At 52.5% G+C, this 24,420-nt stretch carries 22 protein-coding genes and 1 pseudogene; 19 read left to right on the top strand and 4 right to left on the bottom strand.

What is annotated here, in order from left to right:
• From BGK49_RS28030 to BGK49_RS18360, 4 genes are all read left to right on the top strand, one after another.
• Nucleotides 1-192: IS1 family transposase (locus BGK49_RS28030; protein WP_000718190.1), on the top strand; the 192-nt coding region annotated here is incomplete at its 5' end.
• Between the two features lie 67 nt (nt 193-259).
• The gene (locus BGK49_RS18370; RefSeq protein WP_000426124.1) at nt 260-754 is read left to right on the top strand and encodes a YfbU family protein; all 495 of its coding nucleotides are present in this window, start codon (nt 260-262) and stop codon (nt 752-754) included.
• 10 nt (nt 755-764) lie between these two features.
• The gene (gene hxpA / locus BGK49_RS18365; protein ID WP_001203388.1) at nt 765-1,415 is read left to right on the top strand and encodes a hexitol phosphatase HxpA; all 651 of its coding nucleotides are present in this window, start codon (nt 765-767) and stop codon (nt 1,413-1,415) included.
• 86 nt (nt 1,416-1,501) lie between these two features.
• On the top strand, nt 1,502-3,334 hold the full coding sequence (locus BGK49_RS18360; RefSeq protein ID WP_001012910.1) for an SLC13 family permease: 1,833 nt from the start codon (nt 1,502-1,504) through the stop codon (nt 3,332-3,334).
• A gap of 58 nt (nt 3,335-3,392) precedes the next feature.
• Here the strand turns inward: BGK49_RS18360 and yfbR are convergent, their stop codons facing one another.
• Together yfbR and alaA are read right to left on the bottom strand one after the other, a co-directional pair.
• A complete protein-coding gene (gene yfbR / locus BGK49_RS18355; protein ID WP_000813847.1) occupies nt 3,393-3,992 on the bottom strand; it encodes a 5'-deoxynucleotidase in 600 nt (199 codons plus the stop codon).
• Nucleotides 3,993-4,075: 83 nt separating this feature from the next.
• Entirely contained in the window at nt 4,076-5,293 is a 1,218-nt protein-coding gene (gene alaA, locus BGK49_RS18350) for an alanine transaminase AlaA (protein WP_000074527.1), read from the bottom strand.
• 919 nt (nt 5,294-6,212) lie between these two features.
• Between alaA and lrhA the strand changes: the two genes are divergently transcribed.
• The 14 genes from lrhA (at nt 6,213) to nuoN (ending at nt 22,805) form a co-directional block, all read left to right on the top strand.
• A complete protein-coding gene (lrhA, locus tag BGK49_RS18345) occupies nt 6,213-7,151 on the top strand; it encodes a transcriptional regulator LrhA (protein ID WP_000622286.1) in 939 nt (312 codons plus the stop codon).
• A gap of 629 nt (nt 7,152-7,780) precedes the next feature.
• Entirely contained in the window at nt 7,781-8,224 is a 444-nt protein-coding gene (gene nuoA / locus BGK49_RS18340; protein ID WP_000063001.1) for an NADH-quinone oxidoreductase subunit NuoA, read from the top strand.
• Between the two features lie 15 nt (nt 8,225-8,239).
• Nucleotides 8,240-8,902: an NADH-quinone oxidoreductase subunit NuoB gene (gene nuoB / locus BGK49_RS18335; RefSeq protein ID WP_000386733.1), complete on the top strand. Its 663-nt coding sequence runs from the start codon at nt 8,240-8,242 to the stop codon at nt 8,900-8,902.
• A gap of 93 nt (nt 8,903-8,995) precedes the next feature.
• A complete protein-coding gene (gene nuoC, locus BGK49_RS18330; RefSeq protein ID WP_000247878.1) occupies nt 8,996-10,798 on the top strand; it encodes an NADH-quinone oxidoreductase subunit C/D in 1,803 nt (600 codons plus the stop codon).
• Nucleotides 10,799-10,800: 2 nt separating this feature from the next.
• Complete coding sequence (nuoE, locus tag BGK49_RS18325) at nt 10,801-11,301, top strand: NADH-quinone oxidoreductase subunit NuoE (RefSeq protein WP_000545042.1); 501 nt, start codon at nt 10,801-10,803, stop codon at nt 11,299-11,301.
• Nucleotides 11,298-12,635, top strand: a complete 1,338-nt coding sequence (gene nuoF, locus BGK49_RS18320) for an NADH-quinone oxidoreductase subunit NuoF (RefSeq protein WP_000789502.1) — start codon at nt 11,298-11,300, stop codon at nt 12,633-12,635. Before nuoE ends, nuoF begins: the two co-directional genes overlap by 4 nt.
• Nucleotides 12,636-12,687: 52 nt before the next feature.
• On the top strand, nt 12,688-15,414 hold the full coding sequence (gene nuoG, locus BGK49_RS18315) for an NADH-quinone oxidoreductase subunit NuoG (RefSeq protein ID WP_001298783.1): 2,727 nt from the start codon (nt 12,688-12,690) through the stop codon (nt 15,412-15,414).
• The gene (nuoH, locus tag BGK49_RS18310; protein ID WP_000118507.1) at nt 15,411-16,388 is read left to right on the top strand and encodes an NADH-quinone oxidoreductase subunit NuoH; all 978 of its coding nucleotides are present in this window, start codon (nt 15,411-15,413) and stop codon (nt 16,386-16,388) included. Before nuoG ends, nuoH begins: the two co-directional genes overlap by 4 nt.
• 14 nt (nt 16,389-16,402) lie before the next feature.
• A complete protein-coding gene (nuoI, locus tag BGK49_RS18305; protein ID WP_000172749.1) occupies nt 16,403-16,945 on the top strand; it encodes an NADH-quinone oxidoreductase subunit NuoI in 543 nt (180 codons plus the stop codon).
• A gap of 11 nt (nt 16,946-16,956) precedes the next feature.
• Complete coding sequence (gene nuoJ / locus BGK49_RS18300) at nt 16,957-17,511, top strand: NADH-quinone oxidoreductase subunit J (RefSeq protein ID WP_000393511.1); 555 nt, start codon at nt 16,957-16,959, stop codon at nt 17,509-17,511.
• The gene (gene nuoK, locus BGK49_RS18295; protein WP_000612645.1) at nt 17,508-17,810 is read left to right on the top strand and encodes an NADH-quinone oxidoreductase subunit NuoK; all 303 of its coding nucleotides are present in this window, start codon (nt 17,508-17,510) and stop codon (nt 17,808-17,810) included. The genes nuoJ and nuoK overlap by 4 nt, the downstream gene beginning before the upstream one ends.
• Nucleotides 17,807-19,648: an NADH-quinone oxidoreductase subunit L gene (gene nuoL / locus BGK49_RS18290; RefSeq protein ID WP_001056599.1), complete on the top strand. Its 1,842-nt coding sequence runs from the start codon at nt 17,807-17,809 to the stop codon at nt 19,646-19,648. Before nuoK ends, nuoL begins: the two co-directional genes overlap by 4 nt.
• A 163-nt stretch (nt 19,649-19,811) precedes the next feature.
• Nucleotides 19,812-21,341 carry an NADH-quinone oxidoreductase subunit M gene (nuoM, locus tag BGK49_RS18285; RefSeq protein ID WP_000926419.1) on the top strand — a complete coding sequence of 510 codons (1,530 nt, stop codon included), beginning with the start codon at nt 19,812-19,814 and terminating at the stop codon, nt 21,339-21,341.
• A gap of 6 nt (nt 21,342-21,347) precedes the next feature.
• The gene (gene nuoN / locus BGK49_RS18280) at nt 21,348-22,805 is read left to right on the top strand and encodes an NADH-quinone oxidoreductase subunit NuoN (protein ID WP_000156718.1); all 1,458 of its coding nucleotides are present in this window, start codon (nt 21,348-21,350) and stop codon (nt 22,803-22,805) included.
• 66 nt (nt 22,806-22,871) lie between these two features.
• Here the strand turns inward: nuoN and BGK49_RS18275 are convergent, their stop codons facing one another.
• Together BGK49_RS18275 and BGK49_RS30680 are read right to left on the bottom strand one after the other, a co-directional pair.
• Nucleotides 22,872-23,375 carry a YfbM family protein gene (locus tag BGK49_RS18275; protein ID WP_000525352.1) on the bottom strand — a complete coding sequence of 168 codons (504 nt, stop codon included), beginning with the start codon at nt 23,373-23,375 and terminating at the stop codon, nt 22,872-22,874.
• Between the two features lie 102 nt (nt 23,376-23,477).
• A pseudogene (locus BGK49_RS30680) lies at nt 23,478-24,107 on the bottom strand (zinc-binding metallopeptidase family protein).
• A 148-nt stretch (nt 24,108-24,255) separates the two neighbouring features.
• On the opposite strand from BGK49_RS30680, the gene BGK49_RS28015 reads away from it, so the two are divergent.
• On the top strand, nt 24,256-24,420 hold a 165-nt coding region (locus BGK49_RS28015; protein ID WP_047664789.1), incomplete at its 3' end, for an IS1 family transposase.

Raw genomic sequence — 24,420 nt, 5'->3', positions numbered from 1 at the left:
CTGTATGAATCCCGCCTGAAGGGAAAGCTGCACGTAATCAGCAAGCGATATACGCAGCGAATTGAGCGGCATAACCTGAATCTGAGGCAGCACCTGGCACGGCTGGGACGGAAGTCGCTGTCGTTCTCAAAATCGGTGGAGCTGCATGACAAAGTCATCGGGCATTATCTGAACATAAAACACTATCAATAAGTTGGAGTCATTACCTACTCAGCCTTCTTTTTTTTTTCACCGTAGTAGAGTGATACAGGAGTCAACAATGGAAATGACCAACGCGCAACGTCTTATTTTGTCTAATCAGTACAAGATGATGACTATGCTCGATCCGGCAAATGCTGAACGTTACCGTCGCCTGCAAACAATTATTGAGCGTGGTTACGGATTACAGATGCGTGAATTGGATCGCGAGTTTGGCGAGCTGAAAGAAGAAACCTGCCGCACTATCATCGACATTATGGAGATGTATCATGCGTTGCATGTTTCCTGGTCTAATTTGCAGGACCAGCAATCCATCGATGAACGTCGTGTCACCTTCCTCGGCTTTGACGCCGCCACTGAAGCACGTTACCTCGGTTATGTCCGCTTTATGGTTAATGTGGAAGGGCGCTATACCCATTTTGACGCTGGGACTCATGGTTTTAACGCCCAGACGCCAATGTGGGAAAAATATCAGCGCATGCTTAATGTGTGGCATGCCTGCCCGCGTCAGTACCATTTGAGCGCCAACGAAATTAATCAAATTATCAACGCCTGAGGAGGCCCGCGTGCGGTGCAAAGGTTTTCTGTTTGATCTTGATGGAACGCTGGTGGATTCCCTGCCTGCGGTAGAACGGGCGTGGAGCAACTGGGCCAGACGTCATGGGTTAGCGCCGGAAGAGGTGCTGGCTTTCATTCACGGTAAACAGGCGATCACCTCTTTGCGCCATTTTATGGCGGGCAAATCCGAGGCTGATATTGCCGCCGAGTTTACGCGTCTGGAGCACATCGAGGCCACGGAAACCGAAGGTATTACTGCGCTTCCGGGGGCAATCGCCTTACTCAATCATTTGAATAAAGCAGGTATTCCGTGGGCCATTGTGACTTCTGGCTCCATGCCGGTAGCGCGAGCGCGCCATAAAATAGCTGGGCTTCCCGCACCAGAGGTGTTTGTAACCGCTGAGCGAGTGAAGCGCGGAAAACCAGAACCTGATGCGTATCTGTTAGGTGCGCAGCTGCTGGGGCTTGCGCCGCAGGAGTGTGTGGTGGCGGAAGATGCTCCCGCTGGCGTGCTTTCTGGCCTGGCGGCGGGTTGCCATGTCATTGCGGTTAACGCTCCGGCAGATACCCCGCGCCTGAATGAGGTCGATTTGGTCCTCCACAGTCTGGAGCAAATTACTGTGACCAAACAGCTAAATGGCGATGTTATTATTCAGTGAAACACCTGATCATGATTTAGCCCCGTCTCGTCGGGGCTTTTTTATGGCAGAATCAAGTCATCCCCCTCAATTAACAAGGATAAGTTGTGAACGGTGAATTGATTTGGGTTCTTTCATTACTGGCCGTTGCCATCGTCTTGTTTGCGACGGGCAGAGTGCGTATGGATGCGGTCGCTTTGTTTGTTATTGTCGCGTTTGCATTAAGCGGAACGCTGACGGTCCCCGAAGTATTTTCCGGCTTTTCTGATCCTAACGTTGTCCTGATTGCCGCCTTGTTTATTATTGGCGATGGTTTGGTCCGTACCGGTGTTGCCACCGTAATGGGAACATGGCTGGTCAAAGTGGCGGGCAACAGTGAAATCAAAATGTTGGTTTTGTTGATGCTGACCGTCGCGGGGCTTGGCGCGTTTATGAGTTCAACCGGCGTTGTCGCTATCTTTATTCCCGTGGTGTTAAGCGTTGCCATGCGTATGCAAACTTCGCCGTCACGTCTGATGATGCCGTTAAGTTTTGCCGGGCTGATTAGCGGCATGATGACGCTGGTGGCGACGCCGCCGAACCTGGTAGTCAACAGTGAATTGCTGCGTGAAGGCTATCACGGCTTCAGTTTCTTTAGCGTAACACCTGTTGGCCTGGTCGTGCTGGTGCTGGGTATTTTGTATATGTTAGTGATGCGTTTCATGCTGAAAGGGGATACCCAGACCCCGCAGCGCGAAGGCTGGACGCGTCGAACCTTTCGCGATCTTATCCGTGAATATCGACTGACCGGGCGTGCGCGACGTCTGGCTATTCGCCCCGGATCGCCAATGATTGGTCAACGGCTGGATGATCTCAAATTACGTGAGCGTTATGGCGCTAACGTCATCGGTGTTGAACGCTGGCGGCGTTTTCGTCGCGTTATCGTGAACGTTAATGGGGTTTCTGAATTTCGCGCGCGTGACGTTTTGCTTATTGATATGTCTGCGGCTGATGTCGATCTCCGGCAATTTTGTAGTGAGCAATTGCTGGAGCCGATGGTACTGCGCGGCGAGTATTTTTCTGACCAGGCCCTTGATGTGGGCATGGCAGAGATTTCATTAATTCCTGAGTCAGAACTGATTGGTAAATCGGTGCGCGAAATTGGTTTTCGTACCCGCTACGGACTGAATGTGGTGGGGCTAAAGCGCAATGGCGTGGCGCTGGAAGGTTCGCTGGCGGATGAGCCTCTGCTGCTGGGCGATATCATCCTGGTTGTGGGTAACTGGAAACTGATCGGTATGCTGGCCAAACAGGGCCGCGACTTCGTAGCGCTGAACTTACCGGAAGAGGTGAGTGAAGCATCGCCCGCGCACAGCCAGGCACCCCATGCCATTTTCTGTCTGGTGCTAATGGTGGCGTTAATGCTGACAGATGAAATTCCTAATCCTGTTGCCGCTATCATCGCCTGCCTGCTGATGGGGAAATTCCGCTGTATAGATGCTGAAAGCGCCTATAAATCCATTCACTGGCCGAGCATTATTTTGATCGTTGGGATGATGCCGTTTGCTGTGGCATTACAGAAAACGGGAGGTGTCGCGCTGGCGGTGAAAGGGCTGATGGACATTGGCGGTGGTTACGGGCCACATATGATGCTGGGGTGTTTGTTTGTCTTGTCGGCGGTTATTGGGCTATTTATCTCTAATACCGCGACGGCGGTGTTGATGGCTCCGATTGCGCTGGCTGCTGCCAAAACGATGGGGGTGTCGCCTTATCCATTCGCGATGGTCGTGGCGATGGCAGCATCCGCCGCCTTTATGACACCGGTTTCTTCACCTGTTAACACACTGGTTTTAGGTCCGGGAAATTACAGCTTCAGTGACTTTGTGAAGTTGGGGGTACCGTTCACCATTATCGTGATGGCGGTTTGTGTGGTGATGATCCCGATGCTGTTTCCGTTTTGACAAGAGCCTGATGTCGCATCCGGCGCTTATTGCCTGATGCGACGCAGACTCCGGCTGCTTACAGCGGTGAATCCTGGCTAATCTCATCGAGCGAAAGATGGAAGCTGGGAACAAATACTTCCATGAAGTAGTCCATCTCCTGGCTGCGACGCGCTTCAAGCGTCGCTTCCAGTCGCGTTTTTGCCAGCAAGAATTCATTATTTCCGGCCGCGAGTTCTTCCAGACATTTCAGATATGCACACAGTGCATCTGCCTGTTTCACCAGCGATTTTTCTTCATCGCTATATGCATGCTCGTCAATTAACGGCGCAAAGATATCCCGCAGCTCTTCCGGAACCATATCGACCAGTTTTTGCTGAGCGATTTTTTCAATAGCCTTGTACTCCTGAGCGATTTGCGAATTGAAGTATTTCACCGGAGTAGGGAGATCGCCGGTGAGCACTTCTGAGGCATCGTGGTACATCGCCAGTAAAGCGATACGTTCGGCGTTGACATTACCGCCAAATTTTCGATTTTTGATAGCTGCCAGCGCATGGGCGACCATCGCTACCTGCAAACTGTGTTCGGACACATTTTCCGTCAGCACGTTGCGCATTAGCGGCCAGCGGTTAATGAGTTTCAGGCGGGAGAGATGGGCAAAAAAATGGCTCTGTTTCATAGTGACCTTACGTATGATGACATCATCAGGTCATTGTGGCGGGATAACGCTGCCGGATGCAATCTCCGGCAGTGAAATTAAGATTACAGCTGATGATAACCAGAAAGGAAACGCGCGAACTTGCTCAAAGACAGCTCGATATCATCGACACGCGGTAGCGTGACAATGCGGAAGTGATCCGGCCACGGCCAGTTGAATGCCGTCCCTTGCACCAACAGAACTTTTTCCTGCAACAGGAAATCCAGCACCATTTTCTGATCGTCGTGAATGTTAAAGCGTTTGGCGTCGATTTTCGGGAACATATACAGCGCACCACGAGGTTTCACGCAGGAAACGCCCGGAATATCGTTGATCAGTTCCCACGCGCGGTTACGCTGCTCATAAAGACGACCGCCAGGGGTAATAAATTCACTGATGCTCTGATAACCACCCAGCGCGGTCTGAATGGCGTGTTGCGCAGGAACGTTAGCACACAGGCGCATTGAAGCCAGCATTTCCAGACCTTCGATGTAGCCTTTGGCGTGTTTTTTCGGCCCGTTCAACACCATCCACCCCTGACGGAAGCCTGCAACGCGGTACGTTTTCGACAGTCCGTTAAAGGTAATGGTCAGCAGGTCAGGTGCCAGCGGCGCAATTGAGTGATGCTCAGCGTCGTCGTAAAGAATTTTGTCATAAATTTCATCGGCGAAGATAATGAGATTATGCTGACGTGCAATCTCCACAATCTCCATTAAAAGCTCTTTGGAATATACCGCGCCGGTTGGGTTATTTGGGTTGATAATAACGATCCCACGCGTACGAGGCGTAATTTTAGCTCGAATATCATCGAGGTCCGGGAACCAGTCAGAGGATTCATCGCAAAGATAATGCACCGCTTTACCGCTGGAAAGCGAAACCGCCGCGGTCCATAGTGGGTAATCTGGTGCAGGAACCAACATTTCGTCCCCGCTGTTCAGCAATGCCTGCATTGCCTGAACGATAAGCTCCGATACACCATTGCCGATGTAAATATCTTCCACGGTAACATCACGCATGCCACGAGCCTGGTAGTGCTGCATGATGGCTTTACGCGCGGAGTAAAGACCTTTGGAATCGCAATACCCTTGAGCGGTAGGCAGGTTGCGTATCACGTCAACGAGGATTTCATCTGGCGCGTCAAAACCGAACGGGGCTGGGTTGCCGATGTTCAGTTTCAGTACCTTGTTACCTTCTTCTTCCAGGCGTTTTGCTTCTTTCAGCACCGGACCACGGATGTCATAACAGACATTCTCTAATTTGCTGGATTTTTCAATGGGGGACATGAATCTTGACCTTTTTTGCTGTTATCGCCACTCCCTGCCGTGGAAGTCAGCTTAGAACAATGTACTCCCCCAGGACGGTGTTTTGAAGGTCTGCAGAATAAGATTTTGCCAGAGGGGAAGGCTCGATTGTGCTGTTAATAACTTAATAATGACAAAATAATGAGGTGTATATGCTTTACATGCAATGTTATATAGTGAATTATTCTGATTCTTAATTGTAAGTCTGGTTTTTTTATCTGTAAGATAATTGTGTGAAAATGCCTCATTTAAGAATTCACTAATGAAACGCGATGATGATATTTCCGCATTACGGAGAGTTTAACAGCGTGATGATTTCCGAGGTGTCGTAATGGGGGCAAGGTGTGAAACTATTGTTAAGCGGAATTAATGAATGAGGATGATGCTAATTAATTATTATTTAATATTCAAAAAGGTTTTGATGTGCTTATTAATAATAGAAGATTACTTTGCCTAACATAACATAACTTTGCATCAGATGATTCGCAATGGCCCTTATAAATAAAAGGTTTTTGGGGTAAAATGCTCGCATAAATGACGGATCCCTGCTCTTGATGCCGCCTCACCATTGCTGTTTGTACGTGTTCGCGTATGACCAGCGATGCTGCACGAGAGTGGAACAAGGACTCACATTTACATTTATACAAACACGCGCATGTCATAAATAGAAAAGAGTGAGTAACTTAATAGATATGCGATCCCTGAAGATATATTCTGTGATCTACTTCAGGCATTATAACGGAACAATGTGAGTCGCTTTTTTAGTGCAACTCATATGCATTTTTACTTTCGTCCGGGTTCCGGATGAAACTGCCAGGGAGGCACATTACAAATGGAATTGCTTGTTTGTGTGTGCACAGCATTAACCAGCTCAGTATGAGCCGCCAGTAAGTGATAATATATGATAAGTGCAAATCGTCCGATAATTAACCTCGACCTCGATCTGCTGAGAACATTTGTTGCTGTTGCCGATCTGAACACTTTTGCTGCCGCAGCTGCCGCTGTGTGTCGTACTCAGTCCGCCGTAAGTCAGCAAATGCAGCGTCTGGAACAACTCGTTGGGAAAGAACTGTTCGCTCGTCACGGTCGCAACAAACTGTTAACTGAACATGGCATTCAACTTCTTGGTTACGCCAGGAAAATCCTGCGTTTTAATGATGAGGCCTGCTCATCATTAATGTTCAGTAATCTTCAGGGCGTGTTAACTATCGGTGCTTCAGATGAATCTGCCGATACGATCTTACCTTTCCTGTTAAATCGCGTGAGTTCGGTTTATCCGAAATTAGCGCTGGATGTCCGCGTTAAACGTAATGCCTATATGGCAGAAATGCTGGAATCCCAGGAAGTGGATTTGATGGTAACCACCCATCGTCCTTCAGCGTTTAAGGCATTGAACCTGCGTACCTCGCCAACACACTGGTACTGCGCAGCGGAATACGTATTGCAAAAAGGCGAGCCGATCCCTCTTGTATTGCTGGATGATCCAAGTCCGTTTCGCGATATGGTGCTGGCAACGCTTAATAAAGCAGATATTCCATGGCGACTGGCTTATGTCGCCTCGACGCTTCCGGCCGTTCGTGCGGCAGTGAAAGCCGGTCTTGGCGTGACGGCAAGGCCGGTTGAGATGATGAGCCCGGACCTGCGTGTGCTGAGTGGAGTAGATGGCTTACCGCCGCTACCTGATACCGAATATTTGCTGTGCTATGACCCGTCCAGTAATAATGAGCTGGCCCAGGTGATCTATCAGGCGATGGAGAGCTACCATAATCCGTGGCAATACAGCCCAATGTCTGCTCCGGAAGGGGATGATTCATTGTTGATTGAAAGGGATATCGAGTAATCGACGGACGATAGATAATTCCTGAGACAATAGTGTAAAAAACGAGCCGCTGGGGGTGTTTTAAACCCCAGCGGCTTTTTTTTAGTAAAAATCCTTCCTCGCATAGTGCAGAACGTACAAAACTGTTCATTTTTCAATCACCAGAGATTCACGTCCCGAACGCACAAATAATCGCCTGAAAAAATCACCTGCTACAATGATGTTAAAAAATACGTAAATTTGTTGCTGCGTTTTTGTTATGGAATGACAAAAGCGTGTCACAGATCAAGAAAATACTCTCTTTTGGGGGGAGGAATCGACACAAATTCCTGTCAAAATAGACCCGTATTTTTTCCATTGCTTCACAACGGACACGATTCAACAACATCTAATTATCCTGGAGTCGTCAAGGATCTGGGGTGAAAGGGCATTAAATGCTAATGGTGTTGATATTATGTAAACTAATGTGAAGAAACTTTTGTTAAAGTTGACAAAAGGTTATAGAAAGGAGTAAAAGACCACATCAATTAGCTGTATAAAAGAATTTCTACAGTGATTGTAAGGTTTTTTTTATTCCTCCCCATGAATCGATGTGGCGTCCATCTGCCGTGAAGAGCAGTGAATCTGGCGCTACTTTTGATGAGTAAGCAATGAGTATGTCAACAACCACTGAAGTCATCGCTCATCACTGGGCATTCGCTATCTTTCTTATCGTTGCCATTGGCCTGTGTTGCCTAATGCTGGTAGGCGGTTGGTTTTTAGGCGGTCGCGCACGCGCGAGGTCGAAAAACGTGCCGTTTGAATCCGGTATCGACTCGGTCGGCTCCGCCCGCTTACGCCTGTCCGCCAAGTTTTATCTGGTGGCCATGTTCTTCGTTATCTTCGACGTTGAAGCGCTGTATCTGTTCGCATGGTCAACCTCTATCCGCGAAAGCGGCTGGGTAGGCTTTGTGGAAGCTGCAATTTTTATTTTTGTGTTACTGGCAGGTCTGGTTTATCTGGTGCGTATTGGCGCGCTGGACTGGACGCCCGCGCGTTCACGCCGCGAGCGTATGAACCCGGAAACGAACAGTATCGCTAATCGTCAACGCTAACCGCGAGGCATTAAGATGGATTATACGCTCACCCGCATAGATCCCAACGGTGAGAACGACCGTTACCCCCTGCAAAAGCAGGAGATCGTAACCGACCCTCTGGAGCAAGAAGTTAACAAAAACGTGTTTATGGGCAAGCTCAATGACATGGTTAACTGGGGTCGTAAAAACTCAATTTGGCCGTATAACTTCGGTCTTTCCTGCTGTTACGTTGAGATGGTGACTTCGTTTACCGCGGTGCATGACGTGGCGCGTTTTGGCGCAGAAGTATTGCGTGCTTCGCCGCGTCAGGCTGACCTGATGGTGGTTGCAGGAACCTGCTTTACCAAAATGGCACCGGTTATTCAGCGTCTGTATGACCAGATGCTGGAACCAAAATGGGTTATCTCAATGGGTGCCTGTGCCAACTCTGGTGGTATGTACGATATTTATTCCGTTGTGCAGGGCGTCGATAAATTCATCCCGGTTGATGTGTATATCCCGGGCTGCCCGCCGCGTCCTGAAGCGTACATGCAGGCACTGATGCTGTTGCAGGAATCTATCGGCAAAGAACGTCGTCCGCTCTCTTGGGTGGTTGGCGATCAGGGCGTTTATCGCGCCAATATGCAATCAGAGCGCGAACGCAAGCGCGGTGAACGCATTGCCGTAACCAACCTGCGTACACCTGACGAGATTTAATTTGCGCCTGTCGGCAAAGGGATTTTTCTTCGCTTATTCCTAAATCTATTTCGCGAAGCTTACTGCGCCGACAGTCACCACGGACCATTTGCAATGGTGAACAATATGACCGACTTAACCGCGCAAGAACCCGCCTGGCAGACCCGCGATCATCTTGATGATCCGGTAATTGGCGAACTGCGCAACCGTTTTGGGCCGGATGCCTTTACTGTTCAGGCGACTCGCACCGGGGTTCCCGTTGTGTGGATCAAGCGTGAACAATTACTGGAAGTTGGCGATTTCTTAAAGAAACTGCCGAAACCTTACGTCATGCTGTTTGACTTACACGGCATGGACGAACGTCTGCGCACACACCGCGAAGGGTTACCTGCCGCGGATTTTTCCGTTTTCTACCATCTGATTTCTATCGATCGTAACCGCGACATCATGCTGAAGGTGGCGCTGGCAGAAAACGACCTGCACGTACCGACCTTCACCAAACTGTTCCCGAACGCTAACTGGTATGAGCGTGAAACCTGGGATCTGTTTGGCATTACTTTCGACGGTCACCCGAACCTGCGCCGCATCATGATGCCGCAAACCTGGAAAGGTCACCCGCTGCGTAAAGATTACCCGGCGCGCGCTACCGAATTCTCGCCGTTTGAGCTGACCAAAGCCAAACAGGATCTGGAGATGGAAGCCCTGACCTTCAAACCGGAAGAGTGGGGGATGAAGCGCGGCACCGAAAACGAGGACTTCATGTTCCTCAACCTCGGTCCGAACCACCCGTCGGCGCACGGGGCTTTCCGTATCGTTTTACAACTCGACGGCGAAGAGATTGTCGACTGCGTACCAGACATCGGCTACCACCACCGTGGTGCGGAGAAAATGGGCGAGCGCCAGTCCTGGCACAGCTACATTCCGTATACCGACCGTATTGAATACCTCGGCGGCTGCGTTAACGAAATGCCTTACGTGCTGGCGGTAGAGAAACTGGCCGGGATCACCGTGCCGGATCGCGTTAACGTCATTCGCGTTATGCTCTCCGAACTGTTCCGTATCAACAGCCACCTGCTGTACATCTCGACCTTTATTCAGGACGTCGGCGCAATGACGCCCGTGTTCTTCGCCTTTACCGATCGTCAGAAAATTTACGATCTGGTGGAAGCGATCACGGGTTTCCGTATGCACCCGGCGTGGTTCCGTATTGGCGGCGTAGCGCACGACCTGCCGCGCGGCTGGGATCGCCTGCTGCGTGAGTTCCTCGACTGGATGCCGAAACGTCTGGCGTCTTACGAGAAAGCGGCGCTGCAAAATACCATTCTGAAAGGTCGTTCCCAGGGCGTTGCCGCCTATGGCGCGAAAGAGGCGCTGGAGTGGGGCACCACTGGCGCGGGCCTGCGTGCTACCGGGATCGACTTCGACGTGCGTAAGGCGCGTCCTTATTCTGGCTATGAAAACTTCGACTTTGAAATCCCGGTTGGTGGTGGTGTTTCTGACTGCTACACCCGCGTAATGCTGAAAGTGGAAGAGCTACGCCAGAGTCTGCGCATTCTTGAGCAGTGCCTCAACAACATGCCGGAAGGCCCGTTCAAAGCGGATCACCCGCTGACCACGCCGCCGCCGAAAGAGCGCACGCTGCAACATATCGAAACCCTGATCACCCACTTCCTGCAAGTGTCGTGGGGGCCGGTGATGCCTGCCAATGAATCTTTCCAGATGATTGAGGCGACCAAGGGGATCAACAGTTACTACCTGACCAGCGACGGTAGCACCATGAGTTATCGCACTCGTATCCGCACGCCGAGTTATGCGCATTTGCAGCAAATTCCGGCGGCGATCCGCGGCAGCCTGGTGTCTGACCTGATTGTTTATCTGGGCAGTATCGATTTTGTTATGTCAGATGTGGACCGCTAATTATGCACGAGAATCAACAACCACAAACCGAGGCTTTTGAGCTGAGTGCGGCAGAGCGTGAAGCGATTGAGCACGAGATGCACCACTACGAAGACCCGCGTGCGGCGTCCATTGAAGCGCTGAAAATCGTTCAGAAGCAGCGTGGCTGGGTGCCGGATGGTGCGATCCACGCGATCGCCGATGTGCTGGGTATTCCGGCAAGCGACGTCGAAGGTGTGGCAACGTTCTACAGTCAGATCTTCCGCCAGCCGGTTGGTCGCCATGTGATCCGTTATTGCGACAGCGTGGTCTGTCATATCAACGGGTATCAGGGTATTCAGGCGGCGCTCGAGAAAAAGCTGAACATCAAACCAGGGCAAACGACATTTGATGGCCGCTTTACGCTGCTGCCAACTTGCTGCCTGGGGAACTGTGATAAAGGGCCAAACATGATGATCGATGAGGACACTCACGCGCATCTGACCCCGGAAGCGATCCCTGAACTGCTGGAGCGGTATAAATGAAAAACATTATCCGTACTCCCGAAACGCATCCGCTGACCTGGCGTCTGCGCGATGACAAACAGCCAGTGTGGCTGGACGAATACCGCAGCAAAAACGGTTACGAAGGGGCGCGTAAGGCGCTGACCGGGCTGTCTCCGGACGAAATCGTTAATCAGGTAAAAGACGCTGGTCTGAAAGGGCGCGGCGGAGCGGGCTTTTCGACTGGCCTGAAGTGGAGCCTGATGCCGAAAGACGAATCCATGAACATCCGTTACCTGCTGTGTAACGCCGATGAAATGGAGCCGGGCACCTATAAAGACCGCCTGTTGATGGAGCAACTGCCGCACCTGCTGGTGGAAGGTATGCTCATCTCCGCGTTTGCGCTGAAAGCTTACCGTGGCTACATCTTCCTGCGTGGCGAATATATCGAAGCGGCAGTAAATCTGCGCCGCGCCATTGCCGAAGCCACTGAAGCGGGCTTGCTTGGCAAAAACATTATGGGAACAGGTTTCGACTTCGAACTGTTCGTCCATACCGGGGCAGGGCGCTACATCTGCGGGGAAGAAACAGCGTTAATCAACTCCCTGGAAGGGCGTCGTGCTAACCCACGCTCGAAACCCCCCTTCCCGGCAACCTCCGGCGTATGGGGCAAACCGACCTGTGTCAACAACGTCGAAACCCTGTGTAACGTTCCGGCGATCCTCGCTAACGGCGTGGAGTGGTATCAGAACATCTCGAAAAGTAAAGATGCTGGCACCAAGCTGATGGGCTTCTCCGGTCGGGTGAAAAATCCGGGACTGTGGGAACTGCCGTTCGGCACCACCGCACGCGAGATCCTCGAAGATTACGCCGGTGGTATGCGTGATGGTCTGAAATTTAAAGCCTGGCAGCCAGGCGGCGCGGGGACTGACTTCCTGACCGAAGCGCACCTTGATCTGCCGATGGAATTCGAAAGTATCGGTAAAGCGGGCAGCCGTCTGGGTACGGCGCTGGCGATGGCGGTTGACCATGAGATCAACATGGTGTCGCTGGTGCGTAACCTGGAAGAGTTTTTCGCCCGTGAGTCCTGCGGCTGGTGTACGCCGTGCCGCGACGGTCTGCCGTGGAGCGTGAAAATTCTGCGTGCGCTGGAGCGTGGCGAAGGCCAGCCGGGCGATATCGAAACACTTGAGCAACTGTGTCGATTCTTAGGCCCGGGTAAAACTTTCTGTGCCCACGCACCTGGTGCAGTGGAGCCGTTACAGAGCGCCATCAAATATTTCCGCGAAGAATTTGAGGCGGGAATCAAACAGCCGTTCAGCAATACCCATTTGATTAATGGGATTCAGCCGAACCTGCTGAAAGAGCGCTGGTAACCGAATTTCGATTAACGCTCGGTCCCTGACCGAGAAAACTGGAAGCATGCTAATGGCTACAATTCATGTAGACGGCAAAGAATACGAGGTCAACGGAGCGGACAACCTGCTGGAAGCTTGTCTGTCTCTGGGCCTTGATATTCCTTACTTTTGCTGGCATCCGGCGCTGGGAAGCGTCGGTGCTTGCCGCCAGTGTGCGGTGAAGCAATACCAAAACGCGGAAGACACGCGTGGTCGCCTGGTGATGTCCTGTATGACACCGGCTTCCGATGGCACCTTTATTTCCATTGACGACGAAGAAGCGAAACAGTTCCGTGAAAGTGTGGTCGAGTGGTTAATGACCAACCACCCGCACGACTGTCCGGTATGTGAAGAAGGCGGTAACTGCCATCTTCAGGATATGACCGTGATGACCGGACACAGCTTCCGTCGCTACCGTTTCACCAAACGTACCCACCGTAATCAGGATTTGGGGCCATTCATCTCTCACGAAATGAACCGCTGCATCGCCTGCTATCGCTGTGTGCGTTACTACAAAGATTACGCTGACGGTACAGATCTGGGCGTTTATGGCGCGCACGACAACGTCTACTTCGGTCGCCCGGAAGACGGCACGCTGGAAAGCGAATTTTCCGGTAACCTGGTCGAAATTTGCCCGACCGGCGTATTTACCGACAAAACGCACTCCGAGCGTTACAACCGTAAATGGGATATGCAGTTTGCGCCGAGCATCTGCCAGCAATGTTCCATCGGCTGTAACATCAGCCCCGGTGAACGTTACGGCGAACTGCGTCGTATCGAAAACCGTTACAACGGTACGGTAAACCACTACTTCCTCTGCGACCGTGGTCGTTTCGGTTACGGTTACGTCAACCTGAAGGATCGTCCGCGTCAGCCAGTACAGCGTCGTGGCGATGATTTCATTACCCTCAACGCCGAACAGGCAATGCAGGGCGCGGCAGATATTCTGCGTCAGTCGAAGAAAGTGATCGGTATTGGTTCTCCGCGTGCCAGCGTGGAAAGCAACTTTGCACTGCGTGAACTGGTGGGCGAAGAAAACTTCTACACCGGTATCGCTCACGGTGAGCAGGAACGTCTGCAACTGGCGCTGAAAGTGCTGCGTGAAGGCGGCATTTATACTCCGGCTCTGCGCGAAATCGAATCTTACGATGCGGTACTGGTGCTGGGCGAAGACGTTACCCAGACCGGCGCGCGCGTCGCGCTGGCAGTGCGTCAGGCGGTGAAAGGTAAAGCGCGCGAAATGGCGGCAGCACAGAAAGTGGCTGACTGGCAGATTGCGGCAATCCTTAACATCGGTCAACGTGCGAAGCATCCGCTGTTTGTTACCAACGTTGATGACACCCGTCTGGATGATATCGCGGCGTGGACTTACCGCGCACCGGTTGAAGATCAGGCGCGTTTAGGTTTTGCCATCGCCCATGCGCTGGATAACTCTGCACCAGCGGTTGACGGTATCGAACCTGAGCTGCAAAGCAAAATCGACGTCATCGTGCAGGCACTGGCAGGTGCGAAGAAACCGTTGATTATCTCCGGGACGAACGCCGGTAGCTTAGAGGTGATTCAGGCGGCGGCTAACGTCGCGAAAGCCCTGAAAGGTCGCGGCGCTGACGTCGGTATCACCATGATTGCCCGTTCCGTCAACAGCATGGGGCTGGGCATTATGGGTGGCGGTTCGCTTGAAGAAGCGTTAACCGAACTGGAAACCGGACGCGCCGACGCGGTGGTGGTGTTGGAAAACGATCTGCATCGTCACGCTTCTGCTACCCGCGTGAATGCTGCGCTGGCTAAAGCACCGCTGGTGATGGTGGTTGACCATCAGCGTACAGCGATCATGGAAAACGCCCATCTGGTACTTTCCGCCGCCAGCTTTGCTGAAAGCGACGGTACGGTAATTAATAATGAAGGTCGCGCCCAACGTTTCTTCCAGGTTTACGATCCGGCTTATTACGACAGCAAAACTGTCATGCTGGAAAGCTGGCGCTGGCTGCACTCGCTGCACAGCACCCTGCTGAGCCGTGAAGTGGACTGGACGCAGCTCGACCATGTGATTGACGCTGTTGTGGCGAAAATCCCGGAACTGGCAGGTATCAAAGATGCTGCGCCGGATGCGACATTCCGTATTCGTGGGCAGAAACTGGCCCGTGAACCGCACCGTTACAGCGGTCGTACCGCCATGCGCGCCAATATCAGCGTTCATGAGCCGCGTCAGCCGCAGGATATTGACACCATGTTCACCTTCTCGATGGAAGGTAACAACCAGCCGACCGCGCACCGTTCGCAAGTGCCGTTTGCCTGGGCACCGGGCTGGAACTCCCCGCAGGCGTGGAACAAATTCCAGGACGAAGTGGGCGGCAAACTGCGCTTTGGCGATCCGGGCGTGCGTCTGTTTGAAACCAGCGAGAATGGTCTGGATTACTTCACCAGCGTACCGGCACGCTTCCAGCCGCAGGACGGGAAATGGCGTATTGCGCCGTATTACCACCTGTTTGGCAGCGATGAATTGTCACAGCGTGCTCCGGTCTTCCAGAGCCGTATGCCGCAGCCGTACATCAAACTCAACCCAGCGGATGCCGCGAAGTTGGGTGTGAACGCAGGTACACGCGTCTCCTTTAGTTACGATGGCAACACGGTCACGCTGCCGGTTGAAATCGCCGAAGGACTGACGGCAGGGCAGGTGGGCTTGCCGATGGGTATGTCCGGCATTGCTCCGGTGCTGGCTGGCGCGCATCTTGAGGATCTCAAGGAGGCACAACAATGAGTTGGATATCACCGGAACTGATTGAGATCCTGCTGACCATCCTCAAAGCGGTGGTGATCCTGCTGGTGGTTGTCACCTGTGGGGCATTCATGAGCTTTGGCGAACGTCGCCTGCTGGGTCTGTTCCAGAACCGTTATGGACCTAACCGTGTTGGCTGGGGCGGTTCGCTCCAGCTGGTTGCGGACATGATCAAAATGTTCTTTAAAGAAGACTGGATCCCGAAATTCTCGGATCGCGTCATCTTTACCCTGGCACCGATGATTGCCTTTACCTCGCTGCTGCTGGCCTTTGCGATTGTGCCAGTCAGTCCGGGTTGGGTGGTTGCCGACCTGAACATCGGGATTTTGTTCTTCCTGATGATGGCAGGTCTGGCGGTTTACGCGGTGCTGTTTGCGGGCTGGTCAAGTAACAACAAATACTCGTTGCTGGGTGCGATGCGTGCTTCTGCGCAGACCCTGAGCTACGAAGTGTTCCTCGGGCTTTCCCTGATGGGCGTGGTGGCGCAGGCCGGTTCATTCAACATGACCGACATCGTCAACAGCCAGGCGCATGTGTGGAACGTTATCCCGCAATTCTTTGGTTTTATTACCTTTGCCATCGCGGGCGTGGCGGTATGTCACCGTCACCCGTTTGACCAGCCGGAAGCCGAGCAGGAACTGGCGGATGGTTACCACATTGAATATTCCGGTATGAAGTTCGGTCTGTTCTTCGTGGGTGAGTACATCGGGATTGTGACCATCTCTGCATTGATGGTGACGCTGTTCTTCGGTGGCTGGCAAGGCCCGTTGTTACCGCCATTCATCTGGTTCGCGCTGAAAACCGCGTTCTTTATGATGATGTTCATTTTGATTCGTGCGTCGTTACCGCGTCCGCGTTATGACCAGGTAATGTCCTTCGGCTGGAAAATCTGCCTGCCGCTGACGCTGATCAACTTGCTGGTAACGGCGGCTGTCATTCTCTGGCAGGCGCAATAAGGGGCAATAAGACCATGACCTTAAAAGAATTGTTAGTAGGTTTCGGCACCCAGGTTCGTAGTATCTGGATGATCGGCCTGCACGCGTTCGCCAAACGCGAAACGCGAATGTACCCGGAAGAGCCGGTCTATCTGCCGCCCCGTTATCGTGGTCGTATCGTTCTGACCCGCGACCCGGACGGCGAAGAGCGTTGCGTAGCCTGTAACCTCTGCGCGGTAGCCTGCCCGGTCGGCTGTATCTCGCTGCAAAAAGCAGAAACCAAAGACGGTCGCTGGTACCCGGAATTTTTCCGCATCAACTTCTCACGCTGCATTTTCTGTGGTCTGTGCGAAGAAGCCTGTCCGACCACGGCGATTCAGTTAACCCCGGATTTCGAAATGGGGGAATACAAGCGCCAGGATCTGGTTTACGAAAAAGAGGATCTGCTGATCTCCGGTCCGGGCAAATACCCGGAATATAACTTCTACCGGATGGCAGGTATGGCAATCGACGGCAAAGATAAGGGCGAAGCAGAGAACGAAGCCAAGCCTATCGACGTCAAGAGCCTGTTACCGTAAGGAGAGGGGCAATGGAGTTCGCTTTTTATATCTGTGGCCTGATAGCCATACTTGCGACCTTGCGAGTGATCACCCATACCAATCCGGTACACGCACTGCTGTACCTGATTATTTCGCTGCTGGCGATTTCCGGGGTGTTCTTCTCACTGGGCGCTTACTTCGCCGGTGCGCTGGAAATTATCGTCTACGCGGGTGCCATTATGGTGCTGTTCGTGTTCGTGGTGATGATGCTCAACCTGGGCGGTTCAGAAATCGAACAGGAACGCCAGTGGCTGAAACCGCAGGTGTGGATTGGTCCGGCAATTTTGTCGGCCATCATGCTGGTGGTGATTGTTTACGCCATCCTTGGTGTTAATGATCAGGGTATCGACGGTACGCCAATCAGTGCTAAAGCAGTGGGTATTACGCTGTTCGGGCCTTACGTACTGGCGGTGGAACTGGCTTCTATGCTGCTGCTCGCGGGTCTGGTTGTGGCCTTCCACGTCGGTCGTGAAGAGCGTGCGGGTGAAGTGCTGAGCAATCGTAAAGACGACAGCGCGAAAAGAAAAACGGAGGAGCACGCATGATCCCCTTACAACATGGACTGATCCTCTCGGCAATCTTATTCGTTCTTGGCTTAACCGGTCTGGTTATCCGTCGCAATCTGCTGTTTATGCTGATTGGTCTGGAAATCATGATTAACGCCTCCGCGCTGGCCTTTGTGGTCGCCGGAAGCTACTGGGGTCAGACCGACGGTCAGGTGATGTACATTCTCGCCATCAGCCTCGCGGCGGCAGAAGCGAGTATCGGCCTTGCGCTGCTGCTGCAACTTCACCGTCGTCGCCAGAACCTGAACATCGATTCAGTAAGTGAGATGCGCGGATGAACATGCTTGCCTTAACCATTATTTTGCCATTGATTGGCTTCGTCCTGCTGGCGTTCTCCCGTGGGCGCTGGTCTGAAAACGTTTCGGCGATCGTCGGCGTTGGCTCTGTGGGCCTGGCGGCGCTGGTAACCGCCTTTATCGGCGTTGATTTCTTCGCTAACGGCGAGCAGGCATACAGCCAGCCGCTGTGGACGTGGATGTCGGTAGGCGACTTTAACATCGGTTTTAACCTGGTGCTGGACGGCCTGTCGCTGACCATGCTCTCGGTGGTCACTGGTGTGGGTTTCCTTATTCACATGTACGCCTCCTGGTACATGCGCGGTGAAGAGGGCTACTCTCGCTTCTTCGCCTACACCAACCTGTTCATCGCCAGCATGGTAGTTCTGGTTCTCGCCGATAACCTGCTGCTGATGTACCTCGGCTGGGAAGGCGTGGGCCTGTGCTCCTATCTGCTGATCGGGTTCTATTACACCGATCCGAAGAATGGCGCAGCGGCAATGAAAGCGTTCGTCGTGACCCGTGTGGGTGACGTGTTCCTCGCTTTCGCGCTGTTCATTCTTTACAACGAACTGGGCACCCTGAACTTCCGCGAAATGGTGGAACTGGCACCAGCGCACTTTGCTGACGGCAATAACATGCTGATGTGGGCGACGCTGATGCTGCTGGGCGGTGCGGTCGGTAAATCTGCGCAGTTGCCGTTGCAGACATGGCTTGCCGACGCGATGGCGGGCCCGACGCCTGTCTCCGCACTGATCCACGCCGCAACCATGGTAACCGCGGGTGTCTACCTGATCGCCCGTACCCACGGCCTGTTCCTGATGACGCCGGAAATTCTGCATCTGGTGGGCATTGTCGGGGCGGTTACGCTGCTGCTGGCCGGTTTTGCCGCGCTGGTACAGACCGACATCAAACGTGTTCTCGCTTACTCTACCATGAGCCAGATTGGCTACATGTTCCTCGCGCTTGGCGTGCAGGCATGGGATGCGGCGATTTTCCACTTGATGACTCACGCGTTCTTTAAAGCGCTGCTGTTCCTGGCATCCGGTTCCGTCATTCTGGCCTGCCATCACGAACAGAACATCTTCAAGATGGGCGGTCTGCGTAAATCTATTCCGCTGGTTTATTTCTGCTTCCTGGTGGGCGGCGCAGCACTGTCGGCACTACCGCTGGTCACTGCGGGCTTCTTCAGTAAGGATGAGATCCTCGCGGGTGCGATGGCGAATGGTCATATCAATCTGATGGTGGCAGGTCTGGTCGGTGCGTTTATGACCTCGCTCTACACCTTCCGTATGATTTTCATCGTCTTCCACGGAAAAGAACAAATTCACGCTCACGCCGTGAAAGGGGTAACTCACAGCCTGCCGCTGATTGTGCTGCTGATCCTTTCCACCTTCGTTGGCGCACTGATTGTACCGCCGCTGCAGAGCGTGCTTCCGCAAACGACGGAACTGGCGCACGGCAGCATGTTGACCCTGGAAATTACCTCTGGCGTGGTCGCGGTGGTCGGCATTCTGCTGGCAGCCTGGCTGTGGCAGGGTAAACGTACTCTGGTGACCTCCATTGCCAACAGTGCGCCGGGCCGTCTGCTGGGCACCTGGTGGTACAACGCCTGGGGCTTTGACTGGCTGTACGACAAAGTGTTCGTCAAGCCGTTCCTGGGTATTGCCTGGTTGCTGAAACGCGATCCGCTGAACTCAATGATGAACATTCCGGCGGTTCTTTCCCGCTTTGCAGGTAAAGGCCTGCTGTTAAGCGAGAACGGTTATCTGCGCTGGTATGTGGCATCCATGAGCATCGGTGCGGTCGTGGTGCTGGCACTGTTGATGGTACTGCGTTGAGTTAAGGATTGTGGGATTGCCCCTGGGCATATAAGAACGTAGGTCGGATAAGCTGCCTTCGCGGCGCATCCGACACTACCCCCAGTCCGAAGAGAATTTTCTGTCGTGAGAATTCGTTGAAAATCCGGTCCTGACGGGACTTTTACAAGGAATAAAGATCGCCATGTTACTACCCTGGCTAATATTAATTCCCTTTATTGGCGGCTTCCTGTGCTGGCAGACCGAACGCTTTGACGTCAAGGTGCCACGCTGGATCGCGCTGATCACCATGGGATTGACGCTGGCGCTGTCGCTGCAACTGTGGTTGCAGGGCGGTTATTCACTGACGCAATCCGCCGGAATTCCGCAGTGGCAGTCTGAATTCGACATGCCGTGGATCCCGCGTTTTGGTATCTCTATTCATCTCGCCATTGACGGTCTGTCGCTGCTGATGGTCGTGCTGACCGGTCTGCTCGGTGTGCTGGCGGTACTCTGTTCGTGGAAAGAGATCGAAAAATATCAGGGCTTCTTCCACCTCAACCTGATGTGGATCCTGGGCGGCGTTATCGGCGTGTTCCTTGCCATCGACATGTTCCTGTTCTTCTTCTTCTGGGAAATGATGCTGGTGCCGATGTACTTCCTGATCGCACTGTGGGGGCATAAAGCCTCTGACGGTAAAACGCGTATCACGGCGGCAACCAAGTTCTTCATTTACACCCAGGCGAGTGGCCTGGTGATGTTGATTGCCATCCTGGCGCTGGTTTTTGTTCACTACAATGCGACCGGCGTCTGGACCTTCAACTATGAAGAGCTGCTGAATACGCCAATGTCCAGTGGTGTGGAATACCTGTTAATGCTGGGCTTCTTCATCGCCTTCGCAGTCAAAATGCCGGTGGTTCCGCTGCATGGCTGGCTGCCGGATGCGCACTCCCAGGCTCCGACCGCCGGTTCCGTTGACCTCGCGGGGATCTTGCTGAAAACTGCCGCTTACGGTTTGCTGCGTTTCTCCCTGCCGCTGTTCCCGAACGCGTCGGCAGAGTTCGCGCCAATTGCTATGTGGCTGGGTGTTATCGGCATCTTCTACGGTGCGTGGATGGCCTTCGCCCAGACCGATATCAAACGTCTGATCGCCTACACCTCGGTTTCCCACATGGGCTTCGTGCTGATTGCTATCTACACCGGCAGCCAGTTGGCCTACCAGGGCGCGGTAATCCAGATGATTGCGCACGGTTTGTCGGCGGCGGGTCTGTTTATTCTTTGTGGTCAGCTTTATGAACGTATCCATACCCGAGACATGCGCATGATGGGCGGTCTGTGGAGCAAGATGAAATGGCTGCCAGCATTGTCGCTGTTCTTTGCGGTGGCAACGCTTGGGATGCCTGGCACCGGTAACTTCGTCGGCGAATTTATGATTCTGTTCGGCAGCTTCCAGGTTGTCCCGGTGATTACCGTTATCTCTACCTTTGGGCTGGTCTTTGCATCTGTTTATTCGCTGGCGATGTTGCATCGCGCTTACTTCGGTAAAGCGAAAAGCCAGATTGCCAGCCAGGAACTGCCAGGGATGTCGCTGCGTGAGCTGTTTATGATCCTGTTGCTGGTGGTGCTGCTGGTACTGCTGGGCTTCTATCCGCAGCCGATTCTGGATACCTCGCACTCCGCGATTGGCAATATCCAGCAGTGGTTTGTTAATTCCGTTACTACTACAAGGCCGTAAATCGCCATGACAATAACTCCACAAAACCTGATCGCACTGCTACCGTTGCTGATCGTCGGCTTAACGGTGGTGGTTGTGATGCTCTCCATTGCGTGGCGACGCAATCATTTCCTCAACGCTACGCTCTCGGTTATTGGGCTTAACGCGGCGCTGGTTTCGCTCTGGTTTGTTGGCCAGGCGGGCGCTATGGACGTTACGCCGCTGATGCGCGTTGATGGTTTCGCCATGCTTTACACCGGGCTGGTATTATTGGCGAGCCTCGCCACCTGTACTTTCGCCTACCCGTGGCTTGAAGGCTATAACGACAACAAGGATGAGTTCTACCTGTTGGTGTTAATTGCCGCGCTGGGCGGGATCCTGCTGGCGAATGCAAACCATCTGGCGTCTCTGTTCCTCGGTATTGAACTGATCTCTTTGCCGCTGTTTGGCCTGGTCGGTTACGCTTTCCGCCAGAAACGTTCGCTGGAAGCCAGTATCAAATACACCATTCTTTCTGCCGCAGCGTCTTCTTTCCTGCTGTTCGGTATGGCGCTGGTGTATGCGCAGTCTGGCGACCTGTCGTTTGTCGCGCTGGGTAAAAACCTCGGCGACGGTATGCTCAACGAGCCGCTGTTGCTGGCAGGTTTCGGCATGATGATTGTTGGCCTCGGCTTCAAACTCTCTCTGGTGCCGTTCCACCTGTGGACGCCAGACGTATACCAGGGCGCGCCTGCGCCGGTTTCCACTTTCCTGGCGACGGCGAGCAAAATCGCTATCTTCGGTGTGGTGATGCGTCTGTTCCTCTATGCACCGGTGGGTGACAGCGAAGCGATTCGCGTAGTACTGGCGATTATCGCCTTTGCCTCCATCATCTTCGGTAACCTGATGGCGTTGAGCCAGACCAACATCAAACGTCTGCTCGGTTACTCATCTATCTCTCACCTCGGCTATCTGCTGGTGGCGCTGATTGCGCTGCAAACCGGCGAGATGTCGATGGAAGCGGTAGGGGTTTACCTGGCCGGTTATCTGTTCAGCAGCCTCGGCGCGTTCGGCGTGGTCAGCCTGATGTCCAGCCCGTATCGTGGCCCGGATGCTGATTCCCTGTTCTCTTACCGCGGTCTGTTCTGGCATCGTCCGATCCTCGCGGCAGTGATGACGGTGATGATGCTGTCTCTGGCCGGTATCCCGATGACGCTGGGCTTTATCGGTAAGTTCTACGTGCTGGCGGTCGGTGTCCAGGCACACTTGTGGTGGCTGGTGGGTGCCGTGGTTGTCGGTTCGGCAATCGGCCTCTACTACTACCTGCGCGTGGCGGTGAGCCTGTACCTGCACGCACCGGAACAACCGGGTCGCGATGCACCGTCAAACTGGCAGTACAGCGCGGGCGGTATCGTGGTGCTGATTTCTGCACTGTTGGTACTGGTGCTGGGTGTATGGCCACAACCGCTGATTAGTATTGTGCGGTTAGCAATGCCGCTGATGTAATCTGTTAGTTTGTAAGTCAGAAAGCCGCCGACATGTTCGGCGGTTTTTTTTGGCGCTCTGACACCATCACCCAACAATAACCGTCAGCGCATGATTCCCTTGTCGCAGCATACGTCGATACGCGCTAATCAGCTTTTCCATATCAAGCATGATCGAGGCAAAGAGTTGCCCCTCTAACTCTTCTGAAAAGGTCACTCCCGGATAAATCTCCATTTCATTGAGTCGCTTAATGGAAAACTGTTTACGCAGCTTACTTCGATCCAGTGATTCCAGTCGGTCGATTGTCGCGGCTAATTCCTGATTCCAGGTCAATCCCAGGAAGCCATCTATGCCATCTTCGAGGCTGTGTTCACCAAGCACGGCACGACTCAGCGGATCATTCTTCGCGGGATCAAAAGCAGGGGTGCCTGTCAGCCCAAAGTGTAAAAAATCCCAGCGTTTATCAATATCCAGTCGGCGTAATCCTGAAAGCGTGTCATGTATATTATCCATCAAAGGTTTTTCAGTAGACTCAAGCAGTTGGTTAATCTTTTCTGAGTCAATTTCTGCAAAATAACCAATCATTCCCATTTATTTTTCCTCCATTGAATTTTATGTTTCGCATCTTAAAACAGACGAGGGAAAATAAAATGTACATGTCGCTGTTTCTGGACCCGCCTCGAGAAATTTTTATTATTTACTGTTGTGTAACAAGGTTATAACACCATCTGAGCCATTTTCTGATAATTCAATCTGTCTGCTGTATCACCGGGCAAGTGGTATTGTTTATTACGATAAAAAGCGGTGTCAGTAATCATTACGGCGGGAATATCGTGTTGCCAATAATTCAGGTGGTCAGAGAAATCAATACCGGGAATAAACCATGGGGCATTCATAGAATAAACAGATAAATCCCGGGATGATAACAATGCCGTTTTTACCTGACGAACGGCGTTGATATCCTGTATTCTGCCGACCAGGCAATAAAGTCCCCCCGATCGGGATAAAGCCAGGACATTGCGGGTAAAGGTAATCCTGGCTATCAGGCGCAGAGTCGTAATAGCCAATCGGGGACGCCCTGCGCGGTAACTCTGGCACCGCTACTGACAAAGAACTCTTTTATATACTCTACGGACCTATTCAGATTATCAATATTGTCGGCATTACGTGGATGCACAGTTTGTGTAAGATAACGAACTGTTTTTTCTAATTGCTCAGGACTGACGTGTCGGGGCGTTGGTGGTAATGCAGTGACCCAGGGTTGGTAAAAATAATCAGAGGGAGTGAAATCAGAAACAATATAACAAAAGGAATTTTTTTCATATATAAATTATCAATAAAAGACGTTATTTTATCATTATTTATAATGAGTTATGAGTATTTGTTTTATTACGGTTGTTAGATCTATACAAAAAGGGTAATGCTGCCAACTTACTGATTTAGTGTATGATGGTGATTTTAAGGTGCTTGCGTGGCTTCCATTTCCATCAGATGTCCTTCCTGCTCCGCTACTGAAGGCGTGGTGCGTAACGGCAAAAGCACTGCCGGACATCAGCGCTATCTCTGCTCTCATTGCCGTAAAACATGGCAACTACAGTTCACTTACACCGCCTCTCAGCCCGGTACGCACCAGAAA

This window comes from Shigella sp. FC1544, from assembly GCF_001722145.1.
Lineage (GTDB): Bacteria > Pseudomonadota > Gammaproteobacteria > Enterobacterales > Enterobacteriaceae > Escherichia > Escherichia coli.
Note: the sequence above shows the minus strand (reverse complement) of the source record. Positions and strands in the feature narration are given on the sequence as shown.